Raw genomic sequence first — 18,246 nt, forward strand, 5'->3', positions numbered from 1 at the left:
ATACAACATGAACGTGATTATTGTTGGTGGTGGAATGGCAGGGGCAACATTGGCTCTGGCTATTTCATCATTAAGCCAAGGAAAATTGTCAGTATCACTGATAGAAGCTTCCTTACCGGAAGGCACACATCCAGGGTTTGATGCTCGAGCGATAGCGCTTGCCCATGGAACATGTCAGCGATTGTCTAAAATTGGTATTTGGGAAGCACTGGCGGATTGTGTCACACCAATAACTCATGTTCATGTTTCCGATAGAGGGCATGCCGGGTTTGTCAATATCAACGCGCAGGATTATCACATCCTTGAGCTTGGTAATGTGATTGAACTCCATGATGCAGGGGAGCGCTTATTTGCCTTATTGCGTAAAGCTCCCGGCGTTACTCTGTATTGCCCTGCGAAAGTTGAAAATATCCAGCGGCACAGTGAATGTGTGTCAGTCACGTTAGATAACGGCGAAACTCTTTCAGGCTCCTTATTGGTGGCCGCAGATGGTAGCCATTCTGCCGTGGGCCATGCCTGTCATATGCAGTGGCAGCAGGACGATTATGGGCAAGTTGCAATAATTGCCAATGTAAAAACGGCGATAAACCCACACGGGCAAGCATTCGAGCGTTTTACTGAGTTTGGCCCTTTAGCCTTGTTGCCGATGTCGCAAGGGCGCAGCTCATTAGTTTGGTGCCATCATCAAGAGCAAGCCGAAACGATTAAAATGTGGGATGATGAAACATTCATTCAGCAACTTCAGCAAGCTTTTGGCTGGCGGCTTGGTAAAATCACTCAAGTGGGAACACGGTTTTGTTACCCGTTATCCCTTCGAAAAGCGTTAAATCCAATTAGCCATCGAACTGTGTTAGTGGGAAATGCAGCGCAAACGCTACACCCTATTGCAGGGCAAGGTTTTAATCTTGGGATCCGTGATGTCATGCAGTTAGCGGAATTGGTGGTTGCCGCACATCAACAAGGTCAGGATATTGGCGCTTATGCACTGTTAAATACGTATCAGCAAGCACGTGCTATTGATAGAGAACGAACGGTCACCATGACAGATGGTTTGGTTCGTATTTTTGCAAATCGCTGTTTGCCGTTAGTGGTTGGACGTAATTTAGGTTTAATGGCAATGGAAATGTTACCGTCAGTACGTGATGTATTAGCTCGTCAAACACTTGGCTGGGTGGCGGAACAATAACCACAGAACTAAGAGGAATAAAAATATGCAATCGTTTGATGTGGTTATCGCCGGTGGTGGTATGGTTGGCCTAGCACTTGCCTGTGGTTTAGAAGGCACAGGGCTACGTGTTGCCGTAATTGAAAGTCATCCAGCGAAAAAGCCTTTTTCGGACAGTGACCCTTATGCACTGCGAGTGTCTGCGATTAATGCAGCGAGCGAAAAATTACTAAGCTATTTAGATGTTTGGTCAACAATAAAATCAATGAGGGCTTCAGCCTACAACGGCATGGAAGTTTGGGATAATGACAGCTTTGGTCGTATCCAGTTTTCTGCAAAAGAGCAGAACCTCTCCCATTTAGGGCATATTGTTGAAAATAACGTGATTCGTGATGCGTTATGGCAAAAAGCATCCACCTTGCGAGAGGTGACTATACTGGCACCGGCGACTATTCAAAAAGTCGTTTGGGGGGAAAATGATGTTTTTATTACCCTCACTGATGATTCGATGTTAACCGCAAGGCTTATTGTCGGGGCGGATGGTGCCAATTCTTGGTTACGTGGTCATGCCGATATCCCCCTGACATTTTGGGATTATGAGCACACGGCCTTAGTTGCGACGATCCGCACAGAGCAGCCCCATGAGGCGGTAGCACGCCAATCCTTTGATGGTAAAGGGATATTGGCATTTCTGCCGTTGAGTGACCCTCATCTATGTTCAATTGTATGGTCTCAACCTGCCACAGAAGCAGCAAGACGTCAGCAAATGGATAAAGCAGATTTTGAAAAAGAGTTAGCGGTCGCATTTGATACGCGTTTAGGGCTATGTCAACTGGAGAGTGAACGACTGACTATCCCTTTAACGGGGCGTTACGCACGACAGTTTGCGGCGCAACGTTTAGCACTTCTTGGCGATGCCGCTCACACTATTCACCCATTGGCAGGGCAGGGAGTTAACTTAGGCTTTATGGATGTTGCCATGCTGTTAGGGGAAATTAAACGTCTACATCGTGAAGGTAAAGATTTCGGGCAATATTTCTACTTGCGTACTTTCGAGCGCCATCGTAAACACAGTGCGGCTTTGATGCTTGCTGGTATGCAAGGGTTCCGTGAATTATTTGATGGCAACAATCCGGCTAAGAAATTATTCCGTGATATAGGATTGGTGCTGGCAGATAGCTTACCCGGCGTGAAACCTCAACTACTTAATCATGCTATGGGCCTGTTTGATATGCCTGAATGGCTAGAAAAAGTTCAGTTAGCCCCCTCTAAATAATATTACCTATCAATTGGCAGTGGTAAACGCTGCCAATCCCTCTCTTTTTTGTTCGTGGAACACTCATTTTTTTCAATGATGGCAAGGCGATTATTGACGTAATTGCCATCGTTATTTTTTGTATTCATGATTGAGAAATTCTAATTATAGCCAAATTTCGCATTAGTTTTACTAATTTTGCTGTGGGGTGCTAACATTGGTTTTTCACTAACATCTCTAGAGATACGATGATTAACTCTACGCTTTTAGGTTAAATATAGTGGGATTGAGTGATCATTCTCAATTTTTTAACAAAATTAGCTGGATTATGTCGCTTGTAATCAGTAATACAGAGTGTTGGTAGCCCTATTTTTTTTAATGGTTTCTTACTAAAAACAGTGGTAGTTTTTAATAAGATGTTATCGTTTGCGTAGCGTTATTGGCTGTGGCGTGATAAATCATTTTCCTGCACAGCAACAGTGGCGCTCACCCTATCATATTCAAATGTAAAGAGGGTATTCATGGCAAAGCAAACCCCGCTATATGATGAACATATAGCCTGCGGTGCGAAAATGGTGGATTTTCATGGTTGGATGATGCCATTGCACTACGGGTCACAAATCAATGAACATAATTTAGTGAGAATCGATGCTGGGATGTTTGATGTCTCCCACATGACTATTGTTGATCTACATGGTGAAGGTTGCCGCGATTTCCTTCGCTATCTTCTCGCAAATGATATTGCCAAGCTGACCGACAAAGGGAAGGCACTTTATACGGGGATGTTAAATGCTTCTGGCGGAGTCATTGACGATTTAATTGTTTATTACCTTAATGATGATTTCTACCGCTTGGTTGTCAACTCCGCGACCCGTGATAAGGATATCGCATGGATTGAACAGCATATGAAATCGTATCCTGTCTCTATTGAAGTGCGTGATGATCTTGCCCTATTAGCGGTTCAAGGCCCTACAGCGCAACAAAAAGTCCATTCGCTATTGACGCCATCACAATGTGCCCTGTTGGCAGATATGAAGCCATTCTATGGGGTGCAAGCCGATGAACTCTTTATTGCAACTACGGGCTATACTGGCGAAAAAGGCTATGAAATAGCATTGCCGAAAGCGCAAGTGGTCGAGTTTTGGCATCAATTGCTGAAAGCCGGTGTTCATCCCGCAGGGTTAGGTGCGCGTGATACTTTGCGCCTTGAGGCTGGCATGAATTTATATGGGCAAGACATGGATGAGACTATCTCACCACTGGCTGCCAATATGGGATGGACGATCGCTTGGAAGCCTGAAGACCGCCAATTCATCGGTCGTGAAGCATTAGAGAAATTAAAAGAGCAAGGCACCGAAAAATTAGTCGGTATTGTTATGCGTGAAAAAGGCATATTACGAGCAGGCCAAACGGTACGTTTCACCGACGATTTAGGTAAATTACAAGAAGGGGTTATTACCAGCGGCTCTTTCTCGCCAACACTCGGTTTCAGTATTGCCTTGGCACGTGTGCCAAAAGAAATACAAGATAAAGCCATTGTTGAAATACGTAACCGAGAAATGCCTGTTGAGGTGGTAAAACCTGGGTTTGTGCGGGAAGGAAAAGCCCTCGTTTAAGAGTGGCTAATCCCCCATAATGAAAAAATTCGTAAATAAGAGTGAGGTTGATGATGAGTAATGTTCCTGCAGAGCTGAAATATACCCGTGAGCATGAGTGGGTCCGTCATGAAGGTGATGGCGTTTACACCGTAGGTATTACCGAGCATGCCCAAGAGTTATTAGGTGATATGGTGTTTGTCGATCTCCCCGAAGTGGGCAGCTCTGTTGATATTGGAAGTGAATGTGCGGTTGTCGAATCTGTTAAAGCTGCATCCGATATTTATGTTCCACTAAGTGGTGAAATCATTGAAGTTAACGAAGCGCTAGTTGATGCGCCTGAACTGGTCAATGAGCAACCTTATCAAGAAGGTTGGATTTTCCGTATTAAAATTACCGACGAATCAGAACTGGCTGATTTGTTAGATGCTGACGCTTACTCAGCATTGCTCGAAGAAGACGAATAATACCGTAAAACGCCCCGTAATGCTGTCATTACGGGGCGTTTTGCTTTGAAGCCTACCCTTTAGCAGCAGATTAGATATAGGAATGGGAACACAGCTATGACGATGCCTCTGAGTCAATTAGAAAACCGTTCGGAATTTATTCAACGCCATATTGGTCCATCAGAACAACAAGTAAAAACGATGTTGGACACTGTGGGTGCCACCTCTCTTGATGCACTGACAGACAATATTGTCCCTAAAGCCATTTTATTGGCAGAGCCACCAAGAGTCGGTGGTGGGGCGACAGAACAAGAAGCGTTAGCAGAATTGAAAGCAATAGCGAGTTTAAATAAGCGCTACAAGAGTTATATTGGGATGGGGTACGCCCCGGCTATTTTACCGTCCGTTATTTTACGTAACTTACTCGAAAACCCAGGTTGGTATACGGCTTATACGCCTTATCAGCCAGAAGTGTCTCAAGGACGCTTGGAATCGTTATTAAACTTTCAGCAATTAACGATTGATTTAACAGGGCTTGAATTAGCTTCCGCTTCCCTTTTAGATGAAGCGACAGCAGCGGCGGAAGCCATGGCGATGGCGAAACGTATTAGTAAATTAAAAAATGCTGAACGTTTTTTTGTTGCTGACGATATTCATCCACAAACATTAGATGTTGTTCGCACCCGTGCAGGCACATTTGGCTTTGAAGTGATAGTCGATAAAGCTGAGAAAGTCCTTGAACACGAAGGTGTGTTTGGGGCGTTATTGCAGCAAGTAGGCTCGACTGGTGAAGTCCATGACTACAGTGAACTGTATGCGCAACTCAAAGAGCGTAAAATTATAAGTTGTGTGGCCGCTGAAATGATGGCTCTGGTGATGTTAACCGCACCGGGTAAACAAGGCGCTGATATTGTCTTTGGCTCAGCACAGCGCTTTGGTGTGCCTATGGGGTATGGTGGTCCACATGCCGCATTTTTTGCTTGCCGAGATGAATACAAGCGCGCAATGCCTGGCCGTATTATTGGTGTATCTCGCGATGCGTCCGGTAATACTGCACTGCGTATGGCGATGCAAACCCGAGAACAACATATTCGCCGCGAAAAAGCAAACTCAAATATCTGTACGTCACAGGTGTTGCTAGCAAATATTGCCGCAATGTATGCCGTTTACCATGGCCCAAAAGGGTTAAAATTGATTGCTGAGCGTATTCATCGCTTGACATCTATTTTCGCTAAGGCGCTACAAAATGCGGGTATCACACTACGTCATAAGAGCTGGTTTGACACACTCTCAATTGAGGTAGCAGATAAAGCTGCCGTTCTGGCGCGGGCGGAAAGTGCGAAGGTCAACTTACGTACTGATATTCATGGTGCAGTTGGTATCACATTCAGTGAAACAACAACACGCCAAGACTTGAATGAGCTATTCACTATCATCACAGGAAATGAGCAAAAATTGGATTTCGAACAACTTGATAAACAAGTTTCGGCCCAAGAGAGTGCTATTTGCCCTTCAATGCAACGTGATGATGCCATTTTGTCGCATCCGAATTTCAACCGTTATCATAGTGAAACGGAAATGATGCGCTATATGCACAGCCTAGAGCGTAAAGATCTCGCATTGAACCAAGCGATGATCCCGCTTGGCTCTTGTACGATGAAACTAAATGCTGCGGCTGAAATGTTGCCGATCACATGGCCTGAATTTGGCGAAATGCATCCATTCTGCCCACCGGAGCAAGCTCAGGGCTATCATCAAATGATTGAGCAGCTATCACATTGGTTAGTTCAGTTAACAGGGTATGATGCAGTCTGTATGCAGCCTAACTCAGGTGCCCAAGGTGAATATGCAGGGTTATTGGCAATTCGCCGCTACCATGAAAGCCGCCATGAAGGACACCGTAATATTTGCCTTATCCCTGCATCGGCACACGGCACCAACCCTGCATCAGCACATATGGCTGGTATGGAAGTGGTGGTGGTACGCTGTGATGATGAAGGGAATATCGATCTGGTGGATTTACGTCAGCAGGCAGAAAAACATAGCGATAATCTTTCGTGTGTGATGGTGACTTACCCGTCAACTCATGGCGTGTATGAAGAGAGCATCAAAGAGGTTTGTGAGATCATTCATCAGTTTGGTGGGCAAGTGTACCTCGATGGTGCCAATATGAACGCACAAGTAGGCCTAACAACGCCAGGTTATATTGGTGCCGATGTTTCTCACCTCAATTTACACAAAACCTTCTGTATCCCACACGGTGGTGGCGGCCCAGGTATGGGGCCAATTGGCGTGAAAAAACATTTAGCGCCATTTGTTCCGGGGCATTCAGTTGTTGAACAAGAGATGATCACTGAGCAAGGCGCAGTTTCGGCAGCACCTTTTGGTAGTGCGTCCATTCTGCCAATCAGTTGGATGTACATTCGTATGATGGGATCTTATGGTCTGAGAAAAGCAAGTCAGGTAGCGATTTTAAACGCGAACTACATTGCTAAACGTCTACAAGGCCGCTATGACATTCTGTATACAGGTCGTGATGGCTACGTTGCTCACGAATGTATTGTTGACTTGCGCCCAATTAAGAAAGATACAGGGATCAGCGAATTAGATATCGCAAAACGCCTCATCGATTATGGTTTCCATGCACCAACCATGTCATTCCCTGTTGCGGGTACATTGATGATTGAACCAACAGAATCAGAAAGTCTGGTGGAAATTGATCGGTTTGTTGATGCGATGTTAGCCATCCGCAATGAAATTGACAAAGTGGCTAATGGGGAATGGACACTGGAAGATAACCCACTGGTTAATGCTCCACATGTTCAAACAGAGCTAGTGGCGCAGTGGGAGCATGCCTATAGCCGCGAGTTAGCTGTATTCCCAACAGCGGCCACAAAAGCAAACAAATATTGGCCTGCCGTGAAGCGCTTGGATGATGTTTATGGTGATCGCCATTTACATTGTTCCTGTGTGCCGATTGAAGAGTATATGTGATTAGCGTGTTGTAAATAATAGGTAGCCCTCAATAGTTGTATTATCAATTATTGGGGGTTTTTAGTTATAGTGGGGAAAGGATAAAACGCATCTTTTTCATCAATCGATAGCCGTTGGTATTTTCCGCGTGATAACACGATTGAGTTAAATACCCGATATTATTACCGGGTATTTGATTCACTGATTCACACCAAGAGCAAACTCTATTGGTGAATAAATTACAACAACCAACCTTTTTGCTGGGCGAGTTTCAATTGTGGTAAGAGTTGCTCCCAAAATTCAGGAAACACTTCTTCTATAAACTCATTTCGAGCGATCACTTGCTCTAGGCGAATATTATTCTCGACCCAACTTTGCCCTTGATTATGTAAATTTAAGAGCATAGGAATGGTTCTATCGATAACATTGGCAAATTTCGCATCCAATGTTTCTGCCGCATCATACTCTTTCCATAAAGCCAAAAATTGCTCATTTTGTGGGGAAGGGAGTAAGCCAAAAATACGAACAGCAGCTTTGACCTCTTCTTCGCGAATAGCATCACGTGCCGCAACATCGTAAACCAAAACATCACCTGCATCGATTTCGACGATATCATGTACTAAGGCCAACTTAATGGCGTGATCAACATTCACTCCTTTGACATAAGGCGCGAAACTCATTGCAGCCATAGCAAATTGCCAACTATGCTCCGCTGTATTTTCCTGCCTCTCATTGTTGAGTAATTTATTTTTGCGATAAACACTTTTTAGTTTATCCAACTCCATTAAAAATTGGATAACTTCGGTAAAGCCGCCAAAATCTAAAACGTCAACGGACTTATTACCTTTTGCAGATGACATAAAAACCTCAATTATTTTTCTTCTTCCAACGAGTAAGGGAGTGGCTGAATAGTTAGGTGGCTTTGCTCATCCCCTGTAACACGAAATACACTATCCGCTTCCATATCATTATTCATAATGATTTGAATATTCACTTCACCATTTGCTAATTTCACCGCAGCAAGAACAGTACCGGTACGGCGCCATTTATCACCTAATTGCCATTCTACACCTTCACCGACTGCCGGAACGGATGTTGCTGTGCCTTTCAGCCAATACATCGCCCGCTTATTGGCGCCACGGAATTTTGCCCGTGCGACCATTTCTTGTCCGGTATAGCAACCTTTTTTAAAGCTAATACCATAAGGTAAGGCTTGCAGGTTGGTGGCTTGAGGCAAATGTTGCGCGCTGCTGGCTTGTTCGATGACGGCGTATCCCGCTTCTATTTCTAGTGATAACCATTGCTCATCATTAACCACTTCCGCATTAAGCGAGTCGGTAATTTTTTGTGCGGTTGCTTGATCTGTGACGATAAGAAAACGTTCGTTAGGCAATGCGTAATGTAAAATTGTTGAGACGCCATCAACGGTGACTTGGTTTTCTGCATCAGGTAGCGTAGTGAATATAGTGGCTAATGCTTCGCGAGCGCCTTTCCCCGCGACACCGAGTAATTTTAGCTCTTGCTTATGTTCAAAGGTGACTTTCGAGAACACCGCGTATTTTTTTAGCTCGGCTAATTGGCTATCAAGTACGCTGGCTCTTTCAATATAAGAGAAACCATCAAGGTGGTGGAATAGACGCAAGTCACTCCACATTTTCCCTTTAGGATCACAGTGAGCGGTTAAGGTGTGTTGTGCTGGTGTCATTGCGCTAACATCAGCCGTAACTTGCCCTTGAAGGTACTTTTCAGCATCAAGGCCATGCAAATGAATTAATCCCCAGTTTTCCAGTGAAATCAATATAAGTGGTAAAGACTGAGAATCGAGAGGGAATTGTTTTGAGTGAGCAACTTCAGTAGTCATGATTTCACCTGTTTTTCTTTCGTATCAGAAGGGGGTTAATGGTAAAAGAGCTGGATTACATTGCAAGTAGTTATTATGATGCGCTATCAATTATTCAATATTTTTAATCGGCATTCTTGGATAAAAGCGCGATAGAGTGATGAAAATTATCGACATTGTACGATAGGTCATGTTTTCCCAATCAATTATCTGTTAGAGTATTGAAAATAATTAATCTTATCAGTTAACTGCAACAAATAAGGTCGTAGTGGAATGGATATAGAGAATAAAGCAAGAATTCATTGGGCTTGCCGTCGTGGTATGCGTGAGTTGGATATTTCCATCATGCCATTCTTTGAATATGAATATGAAGGACTCTCTGACAAGGACAAACGTACTTTTGTTCGTTTACTTGAGTGTGCAGACCCTGATCTGTTTAACTGGTTAATGAATCATGGGCGCCCAGACGACGATGAGTTGTTTGGTATGGTTAAATTGATTCAGGAAAGAAATAAAAATCGTGGTCCTGTGGAAATCTAATCTCTCCATTTCATGGAAAACTCAGCTTTTTTCAACCTGTGCTCATGGGGTAGTCGGCTTTATTCTATTGGTCGCACCATGGGCGCCAGGGAATTCAATGGTGTGGTTGCCGCTGTTAGTGATTGTGATTGCTAGCTGGGCAAAAAGCCAAAAAAGCATCAGCAAAATCAAAGGGACTGCGGTGCTGGTTAATGGCAATAAAGTCCAATGGAAAAAGAATGAGTGGAGTATCGTTAAGCAACCTTGGTGTAGCCGTGTGGGGGTATTATTGACACTCAGTGCCTTACAAGGTAAGCCACAGAAGATCCGTTTATGGGTTGCAAAAGATGCCTTATCAGAAGAGAGTTGGCGTAATTTAAACCAACTATTACTGCAATATCCTGATATTTAATCATTAGGGGTTATTGCAGTAATGGGGAAAGTCAGCATAGTCAACTTACAGTAATTCTTCAATCTCGGTTAAGATTTGCATACACCACTGTGCGATACGCTCATCGGTCTCTTCAAATTGATTCACATCATCTAAAGCCAAACCAACGAACTGTGTACCATCTTCTGTCAGTGCTTTCGGGCTTTCGAATTGGTAACCATCGAGTGGCCAAAAGCCTACAAATTGAACTCCTGTTGGCTTTAGTTGATGATATAGCATGCCTAGTGCATCAAGAAACCATTCACTATAATCAATCTGATCGCCCATCCCATACATAGCAACAATTTTGTTGTTAAGCTTAAGATTGGGAAGCGCATCCCAAATTGCCAGCCAGTCTTCTTGTATTTCACCAAAATCCCACGTAGGGATACCCAAAATGAGAACGTCATACTGCTCCATCAGTTCAGGCGGTGTATCGTTGACATTATGTAATGTAACCAAATCTTCACCGAGGATATCGCGTATTTTTTCCGCGACAATTTCGGTATAACAAGTACTAGAACCGTAAAAGAGACCTATTTTCATGTTAATGTAACTAGTTTTCATTGCAGTAGAGAGGTATTGTAACAGAATGAACGGTATCGGGCACACACTCTCAATATTTTAGGGGGATGAGAAGACGAACCGAACATCACCAATAGCGCTGTAACTTGAGATAGGATAGGTATAATAGCTTACGTGGCGGTTATGAAGAGGAATATAAGCAGCGTGGAAACCAAACAGCTTAATCCATTAATTGAGCAATTTCTTGATACCATTTGGTTAGAGCAAGATCTCGCTGAAAATACATTGGCATCTTATCGTTTAGATTTGCAATTATTAGATAAGTGGCTGGAAGCGAATCAATTGGATTTGGAAAGTGTTCAATCAATCGATTTACAATCGTTTTTGGCAGAACGGATTGAAGGGGGATACAAAGCGGCTAGCTCTGCGCGTCTATTAAGCGCTATGCGGCGTTTATTCCAATATTTTTATCGTGAAAAAATACGGCTTGATGATCCTTCAGCGGTGATTGCCGCACCTAAAATACCACAACGGCTACCAAAAGATTTGAGTGAACAGCAGGTTGAAGATCTACTGAATGCCCCTGCAACCGAGGATCCTCTTGAGCTTCGCGATAAAGCGATGTTGGAAGTCCTGTATGCTTGTGGGTTACGAGTCTCAGAGCTGGTGGGGTTAACTTTCTCCGATATTAGCCTACGGCAAGGTGTCATACGTGTTGTGGGGAAAGGGAATAAAGAAAGATTGATTCCTCTGGGAGAAGAGGCTATTTATTGGGTAGAAAAATACCTTGAAGAAGGTAGGCCTGACTTACTCAATGGTAAAGCCAGTGATGTTTTATTTCCTAGCAAACGTGGCACAAAAATGACGCGCCAAACATTTTGGCATCGTATTAAACATTATGCGGTGATTGCGAATATCGATTCTGAAGCGTTATCACCACACGTTCTACGCCATGCATTTGCGACACATTTACTGAATCACGGCGCCGACTTACGAGTTGTGCAAATGCTATTAGGGCATAGTGATCTCTCTACGACACAGATTTATACACATGTCGCAACCGAGCGTTTGCGCATGTTACATGAGCAGCATCATCCAAGGGGGTGATGTGCGTTAAAGGATAATTATGAAACATAAACTACTCTTATGGGCGGCTTGCATTGCAACATTTTCCGCCTCAGTGTCTGCGGCAACAGATGATAAAGTGATTGAAGAGAAGCTTGCCAGATATAATATCTCTGTAGAATCAATCAAACCATCGCCTATTGTAGGGCTTAATACTATTGATACTTCAGATGGTATTATTTATGTAACTGATGATGGGAAATATTTATTACAAGGCCCTATTTATGATTTAAGCGGCAAAATGCCAGTCAACATTTCTAATCAACCACTCATGAAAAAGGTTGAAGCGCTAAAAGATGAAATGATCGTCTTTAAAGCGCCGAAAGAGAAGTATGTGGTTACAGTATTTACCGATATTACCTGTAGCTACTGCAAAAAATTCCATGAATCGGTTGGTGAATTAAATAGCAAAGGTATCACAGTCCGTTACCTCGCTTACCCACGCCAAGGTTTGGAGCATGAGTCCGCAAAACAAATGGCATCTATATGGTGTAATGCGCTCCCTCAAAGTGCATTAACTAAAGCGTTTAAAGGTGACGAAGTTGCCATGATTGATGAATGTAAAATTGATCTCAGTAAACACGTTAAGTTAGGTAGCCAATTTAAAATGACAGGAACGCCAGCGATCGTGTTACCTGATGGGCAATTATTGTCGGGTTATTTATCCCCCGATAAACTGTTAAAGATACTCGAACAAAATAGTTAACCATTGTGAATGTAGAAACTTTTTTACGCCAGCGTACACTCGCTGAGGATATTAAAACACTGGATGGTTTTCCTGAAATCCTTCAGCGAGTTTATGCCCATCGAGGCGTGACGGATATTTCACAGCTAGAGCGTAAAGCCGCTAACTTATTAGATTACCGCACGTTATCAGGGATAGATAACGCATTAACGCTACTTTATAGTGCATTGGAGAACCATAGCGTAATTACCATCGTAGGGGATTTCGATGCTGATGGCGCTACGAGTACGGCTTTAGCTATTCGCGCATTAAAATCAATGGGATATGTGAACTTAAATTACATTGTTCCAAATCGGTTTGAAAATGGTTATGGGCTGACGCCTCTTGTCGTTGAGGAAGCCTACAAACGCGGCGCGGATCTTATTATCACCGTTGATAATGGTATTTCGTCACACGAAGGTGTCGAAGCGGCTAGGCAGCATGATATTAAGGTCATTGTGACGGATCACCATCTTCCGGGAGATGTATTACCGAAGGCCGATGCCATTATTAACCCTAATCTAGAAGGGTGCCAATTTGCTTCTAAATCATTAGCAGGCGTTGGCGTGACTTTCTACTTAATGTCCGCGTTACGCGCCAAATTGCGCCAAGAAGGCTGGTTTGTTAAGCAGGGAATGAGCGAACCTAATTTAGCCGAATTCTTAGATTTAGTTGCGCTCGGAACAGTGGCAGATGTTGTTCCACTTGATACTAATAATCGTATTTTAGTGCATCAAGGTCTGCATCGTGTTAGGGCGGGGCGTTGTTGTGCGGGGATCAAAGCATTAATCGAGGTCTCAAAGCGGGAATGCTCTCGTTTGGTCGCCAACGACTTTGGTTTTGCTTTAGGGCCTCGTTTGAATGCCGCAGGGCGTTTAGATGATATGTCTGTGAGTATTGAATTACTCCTGACCGATGATATGGCCTATGCGCGAGAACTGGCTAATGAGCTGGATGGATTAAACCAAGCACGGCGGGAAATTGAAGCGGGGATGCAACAAGAAGCTTCCGTGTTATTTAATAAAATTGAGTATAGTGATAGCCAATTACCCAATGGGCTAGCTATCTATCATCCTGAGTGGCACCAAGGGGTTGTGGGAATATTGGCGTCAAGGATTAAAGAACAATATCACCGCCCTGTGATTGCTTTTGCACCCGCGGGTGACGGCACATTAAAAGGCTCAGGGCGCTCAGTACCAGGGGTACATATGCGCGATGCATTAGAGCGCCTAAATACCCTACAACCGGGGCTAATGCAAAAATTTGGTGGTCATGCTATGGCGGCTGGCTTGAGCCTAGAAGAGAGTAAATTTGGCTTATTTAAGCAGCATTTTGAATCATTGATGGGGGAACTTATTCAACCCGATCAGCTATCAGGTGTTGTTTGGAGTGATGGTGAACTCAAACAGGATGAGTTCACATTAGAAATTGCTGAGTTACTACGTGAAAGCGGCCCTTGGGGGCAATCATTCCCTGAGCCTGTTTTTGACGGCTATTTTCGGTTGCTGCAACAGCGCTTAGTGGGTGAACGCCATCTTAAAATGATGTTAGAGCCAGTGAAGGGTGGGCCAATGCTGGATGCGATTATGTTTAATATCGATGTGCGGCGGTGGCCCGATAATAGTGTGAAACGTGCAAAAATTGCGTTTAAACTAGATGTTAACGAGTTTCGAGGTCAAAAGAGTGTTCAACTGATGGTTGAGCACATTTGGCCTGAATAAGGGAACTTTCTCAGTTTACGTCGATGAGAGGTAAGATTCGCTTTTGCAGTGCTATAAATTTTAGTGAAATTCCGTTATCATTGACGGTTTGTGAAGAATTTATTCTATTTATAACGACCAAACATAAGACATTGAAAAATGACGTTTGAAATTAACCCAGTAAAAAGTAAGATTCAGGACCTATCTGAGCGAACAGCGGTCCTTAGGGGGTATCTTTGACTATGATGCCAAGAAAGAACGCTTAGAAGAAGTTAATGCGGAACTTGAGCAACCAGATGTCTGGAACGAACCTGAAAGAGCACAGGCGTTAGGTAAAGAGCGATCTTCTCTTGAGGCGATTGTTGACACCATAGATCAAATGACCCAAGGCCTTGAAGACGTTGAAGGCTTACTCGAACTTGCTATTGAAGCTGATGATGAAGACACCTTTAATGAAGCAGGTGAAGAGTTAACTCAGCTCCAAGCAAAACTAGAGCAGCTTGAGTTTCGCCGGATGTTTTCTGGTGAATATGATAGCGCTGATTGCTACATTGATTTACAAGCCGGTTCTGGTGGTACTGAAGCCCAAGATTGGGCCAGTATGTTAATGCGTATGTACTTACGTTGGGCAGAATCGAAAGGCTTCAAAACAGAAATTATTGAAGAATCAGATGGCGATGTGGCGGGTTTAAAATCGGCAACCATTAAAGTTATTGGTGATTATGCTTACGGTTGGCTAAGAACAGAATCCGGCGTACACCGTCTCGTGCGTAAAAGCCCATTTGATTCAGGGGGCCGCCGCCATACGTCGTTTAGCTCCGCCTTTATTTACCCTGAAGTTGATGACGATATTGATATCGAAATTAACCCAGCAGATTTACGCATTGATGTTTACCGCGCTTCTGGTGCGGGTGGGCAGCACGTAAACAAAACTGAGTCAGCAGTACGTATTACGCACATACCTACAAATATTGTGACTCAATGTCAGAATGACCGTTCGCAACATAAAAACAAAGATCAAGCCATGCGCCAGTTAAAAGCGAAGCTTTATGAACTGGAGATGCAGAAAAAGAATGCTGATAAGCAAGCGATGGAAGAGAATAAATCGGATATTGGCTGGGGTAGCCAAATTCGTTCTTATGTCCTTGATGATGCACGTATTAAAGATTTACGTACTGGTGTGGAAACGCGTAATACGCAAGCCGTACTGGATGGTGATTTGGATAAATTCATTGAAGCTAGCTTGAAAGCTGGCCTGTGAGGAAAAAATGTCTCAGCAGCAACAACAGGGTGCAGAACAAGCACCCGATTTGAATAACGAATTGAAAGCACGTAAAGAAAAACTCGTTGCTTTACGTGAAAAAGGGATCCCATTCCCGAATGATTTCCGTCGTGATATCACATCGGAAAAGATCCACGCACAATATGATGAAAAATCAGCGGAAGAGCTAGAAGACTTAAATATTGAAGTCGCCATTGCTGGTCGTATGATGACTCGTCGTATTATGGGTAAAGCATCTTTTGCAACCCTGCAAGATGTGGGTGGTCGTATTCAAATCTATGTTTCTCGCGATGACTTAGCGGAAGGCGTTTATAACGAGCAATTTAAAAAGTGGGATTTAGGCGATATTTTAGGCGCTAAAGGCCGCTTATTTAAAACCAAAACAGGTGAATTGACTGTCCATTGTCACGAAGTGCGTCTACTGACAAAAGCACTGCGCCCATTACCGGACAAATTCCACGGTTTAGCAGACCAAGAAACACGTTATCGTCAACGTTACCTTGATCTGATTGCCAACGATGAATCTCGCCACACCTTTATGGTTCGTTCGAAGATCTTAGCTGAGCTACGTAACTTTATGGTCGGCAAAGGCTTTATGGAAGTGGAAACACCAATGATGCAAGTTATCCCTGGTGGTGCTTCTGCTCGTCCATTTGTGACTCACCACAATGCGCTGGATATCGATATGTATCTGCGTATCGCTCCTGAACTGTACCTAAAACGTTTAGTGGTTGGTGGTTTCGAACGTGTGTTTGAAATTAACCGCAACTTCCGTAACGAAGGCCTGTCTCCACGTCATAACCCTGAGTTCACTATGATGGAACTCTATATGGCGTATGCTGATTACCGTGACCTAATCGATCTGACTGAAGAGTTATTCCGCACGTTAGCGCAGAATGTTTTAGGAAACACTGTCGTTAAATACGGTGAGCAAGAGTTTGATTTTGGTAAACCATTTGCCAAATTGACCATGAAGGAAGCCATTTGTAAATATCGTCCTGAAACTAACGTTGCTGATTTGGATGATATGGATAAAGCGGTTGCAATTGCCCAGTCTATCGGCATCAAGGTAGAAAATAGCTGGGGCTTAGGTCGTGTTCAATGTGAAATTTTTGAAGAGGTTGCAGAAAGCCACCTGATCCAACCAACTTTCATTATTGAATATCCAGCGGAAGTTTCACCATTAGCTCGTCGCAATGATGAAAATCCATTTATCACCGACCGTTTTGAGTTTTTCATCGGTGGACGTGAAATCGGTAACGGTTTCTCTGAGTTAAATGACGCTGAAGACCAAGCAGAGCGTTTCGCTGAGCAAGTTCGTCAGAAAGATGAAGGTGATGACGAAGCGATGTTCTATGACGAAGACTATGTCACCGCATTAGAGCATGGTTTACCACCAACGGCTGGCCTCGGGATTGGTATTGACCGTATGGTCATGCTATTTACTGACAGTCATACGATCCGTGACGTGATCTTATTCCCTGCATTACGCCCATCTAAAGCTTAGTGCTATCAATAACAATGCCCAGCTGAGTCTGGGCATTGTTTTATCCAATCCTAAATCGTTAAATAATACGTTAGTACAGTTAGCGATTATTAAATTATTACTTAAGTTAAATTATTTTTGTTAATGTATTTCCTTTATCAATAGGGCTTAATTATTTTTTATTGTTGCGCTTAAGTGGAAATACTCAGACATCATTTTTATGTTTATAACATAATAAGTGTAATGTACTTAACAAAATGTTAATAGATAAAAGATTCGAATTTGTTTTTTTGTTAGAAAATATTTCATATATTGAAATATTGTACTTTTCAGAAAAATCAAATAGTCACCGCCGTCCTGCAGTGGAATTGTTTATTAACCGGATAAAGGTTTCGCTTGAGATCGTTAGATGATAATTTTTTACAGTTATTATTTATAAAACTCAAAATAAGTGTTCTTAGTAATTTTATTGCATTAAAAATGATGGGGTCGATACCGATTTAGTGCTAAGATTAAAATAATTAACCAAAATTTATGAGATGACTCTATTTCTAGATTAGGGCTTATAGAAAATAGATAAATTTTAGCTTACACTAGGTTTCTTGAATGTCATTATAATAGCGAAGAAAAGTGCTGGTAAGGTAACTATATGTTTTCAAACAATAAAATTTTTGTTGCGTCTTTGCTTTTGGCTGGGACAGCAATTCTCTCTGGCTGTTCTTGGGGCTCTAACACGAATTATTCAGAAAAAACTGATGCCACAGCTTCATCAACGGCTAATTCAGCGACGGGGCAGCAGTACATGGATTATTCCCATGCTGATTCTCAGACTGTTTTAAACACGGCAATTAATCATAAGCCCGCTGGGCAAAATCCTACGATGCTAAATCAATCTGAAAGCGAAGGTGAGTCATTCCAGAGTTTAAGCACCTGTATTAAAGAACTTAATGCACTGAAAACACTGTCACCAGCAGATTACAATCGCTTAGTCGGTTCCTTTAAAGAAGTGAGCGAAATTAATCAGCTTTATAAACAAGTCGCATCGACAGCAAGTCCAGACACGATTGAACTGTTACAAATGGCAATAGAAGCTAAAACAAAAGTTCTTTGCGCGAAAGTTCGTTATAACTCAGTCCTGTCTACCGAATCAACATTGGAAAAAATTAGTGGATTATGAGAAT

The 18,246-nt window shown here is 43.0% G+C and carries 17 protein-coding genes; 13 read left to right on the forward strand and 4 right to left on the reverse strand.

Annotation, left to right across the window (positions count from 1 at the left end; genetic code table 11):
* Positions 1–7: 7 nt before the first annotated feature.
* Positions 8–1,186, forward strand: a complete 1,179-nt coding sequence (ubiH, locus tag PR833_RS17240; RefSeq protein ID WP_272526371.1) for a 2-octaprenyl-6-methoxyphenyl hydroxylase — start codon at positions 8–10, stop codon at positions 1,184–1,186.
* 25 nt (positions 1,187–1,211) lie between these two features.
* Positions 1,212–2,441, forward strand: a complete 1,230-nt coding sequence (gene ubiI, locus PR833_RS17245) for an FAD-dependent 2-octaprenylphenol hydroxylase (RefSeq protein ID WP_036941151.1) — start codon at positions 1,212–1,214, stop codon at positions 2,439–2,441.
* Positions 2,442–2,443: 2 nt separating this feature from the next.
* Here the strand turns inward: ubiI and PR833_RS17250 are convergent, their stop codons facing one another.
* A complete protein-coding gene (locus tag PR833_RS17250) occupies positions 2,444–2,569 on the reverse strand; it encodes a hypothetical protein (protein WP_268243936.1) in 126 nt (41 codons plus the stop codon).
* A gap of 372 nt (positions 2,570–2,941) precedes the next feature.
* Between PR833_RS17250 and gcvT the strand changes: the two genes are divergently transcribed.
* The 3 genes from gcvT to gcvP all read left to right on the forward strand — a co-directional run bounded on the left by gcvT (position 2,942) and on the right by gcvP (position 7,455).
* Positions 2,942–4,036 (forward strand): glycine cleavage system aminomethyltransferase GcvT, encoded by a 1,095-nt coding sequence (gcvT, locus tag PR833_RS17255; protein ID WP_272526372.1) that lies wholly within the window; start codon positions 2,942–2,944, stop codon positions 4,034–4,036.
* Between the two features lie 53 nt (positions 4,037–4,089).
* Positions 4,090–4,482, forward strand: coding sequence for a glycine cleavage system protein GcvH (gene gcvH, locus PR833_RS17260; RefSeq protein WP_014656389.1), 393 nt, complete (start codon positions 4,090–4,092; stop codon positions 4,480–4,482).
* A gap of 96 nt (positions 4,483–4,578) precedes the next feature.
* On the forward strand, positions 4,579–7,455 hold the full coding sequence (gcvP, locus tag PR833_RS17265; protein ID WP_272526373.1) for an aminomethyl-transferring glycine dehydrogenase: 2,877 nt from the start codon (positions 4,579–4,581) through the stop codon (positions 7,453–7,455).
* Positions 7,456–7,673: 218 nt separating this feature from the next.
* Here the strand turns inward: gcvP and PR833_RS17270 are convergent, their stop codons facing one another.
* Positions 7,674–8,294: an HD domain-containing protein gene (locus PR833_RS17270; RefSeq protein WP_004921714.1), complete on the reverse strand. Its 621-nt coding sequence runs from the start codon at positions 8,292–8,294 to the stop codon at positions 7,674–7,676.
* Positions 8,295–8,305: 11 nt separating this feature from the next.
* Positions 8,306–9,295, reverse strand: a complete 990-nt coding sequence (gene ygfZ, locus PR833_RS17275; RefSeq protein WP_004921711.1) for a tRNA-modifying protein YgfZ — start codon at positions 9,293–9,295, stop codon at positions 8,306–8,308.
* 252 nt (positions 9,296–9,547) lie between these two features.
* Between ygfZ and sdhE the strand changes: the two genes are divergently transcribed.
* Both sdhE and PR833_RS17285 read left to right on the forward strand, forming a co-directional pair.
* Entirely contained in the window at positions 9,548–9,814 is a 267-nt protein-coding gene (sdhE, locus tag PR833_RS17280) for an FAD assembly factor SdhE (RefSeq protein ID WP_004921708.1), read from the forward strand.
* Positions 9,795–10,205: a protein YgfX gene (locus PR833_RS17285; RefSeq protein WP_036941148.1), complete on the forward strand. Its 411-nt coding sequence runs from the start codon at positions 9,795–9,797 to the stop codon at positions 10,203–10,205. The genes sdhE and PR833_RS17285 overlap by 20 nt, the downstream gene beginning before the upstream one ends.
* A 45-nt stretch (positions 10,206–10,250) precedes the next feature.
* Here PR833_RS17285 and fldB read toward each other — a convergent pair whose 3' ends face one another.
* Positions 10,251–10,769, reverse strand: a complete 519-nt coding sequence (gene fldB / locus PR833_RS17290) for a flavodoxin FldB (RefSeq protein ID WP_014656387.1) — start codon at positions 10,767–10,769, stop codon at positions 10,251–10,253.
* Between the two features lie 162 nt (positions 10,770–10,931).
* On the opposite strand from fldB, the gene xerD reads away from it, so the two are divergent.
* From xerD to PR833_RS17320, 6 genes are all read left to right on the forward strand, one after another.
* Positions 10,932–11,855, forward strand: a complete 924-nt coding sequence (gene xerD, locus PR833_RS17295) for a site-specific tyrosine recombinase XerD (protein ID WP_004921697.1) — start codon at positions 10,932–10,934, stop codon at positions 11,853–11,855.
* Between the two features lie 19 nt (positions 11,856–11,874).
* Positions 11,875–12,579 carry a bifunctional protein-disulfide isomerase/oxidoreductase DsbC gene (gene dsbC, locus PR833_RS17300; protein ID WP_004921696.1) on the forward strand — a complete coding sequence of 235 codons (705 nt, stop codon included), beginning with the start codon at positions 11,875–11,877 and terminating at the stop codon, positions 12,577–12,579.
* A 5-nt stretch (positions 12,580–12,584) separates the two neighbouring features.
* Positions 12,585–14,318 carry a single-stranded-DNA-specific exonuclease RecJ gene (recJ, locus tag PR833_RS17305; RefSeq protein WP_004921693.1) on the forward strand — a complete coding sequence of 578 codons (1,734 nt, stop codon included), beginning with the start codon at positions 12,585–12,587 and terminating at the stop codon, positions 14,316–14,318.
* Between the two features lie 138 nt (positions 14,319–14,456).
* Positions 14,457–15,558, forward strand: a protein-coding gene (gene prfB, locus PR833_RS17310) for a peptide chain release factor 2 (RefSeq protein ID WP_101495230.1) whose coding sequence is annotated in 2 segments (ribosomal slippage) — positions 14,457–14,534 and positions 14,536–15,558 — 1,101 coding nt in all. Because the reading frame shifts where the segments join, the coding sequence is not laid out codon by codon here.
* A gap of 7 nt (positions 15,559–15,565) precedes the next feature.
* The gene (lysS, locus tag PR833_RS17315; protein ID WP_004921686.1) at positions 15,566–17,086 is read left to right on the forward strand and encodes a lysine--tRNA ligase; all 1,521 of its coding nucleotides are present in this window, start codon (positions 15,566–15,568) and stop codon (positions 17,084–17,086) included.
* A 628-nt stretch (positions 17,087–17,714) separates the two neighbouring features.
* Positions 17,715–18,242, forward strand: a complete 528-nt coding sequence (locus PR833_RS17320) for a hypothetical protein (protein ID WP_272526374.1) — start codon at positions 17,715–17,717, stop codon at positions 18,240–18,242.
* Positions 18,243–18,246: the final 4 nt, after the last annotated feature.

This window comes from Providencia sp. PROV189 (genome assembly GCF_028480065.1).
Taxonomy (GTDB): domain Bacteria; phylum Pseudomonadota; class Gammaproteobacteria; order Enterobacterales; family Enterobacteriaceae; genus Providencia; species Providencia stuartii.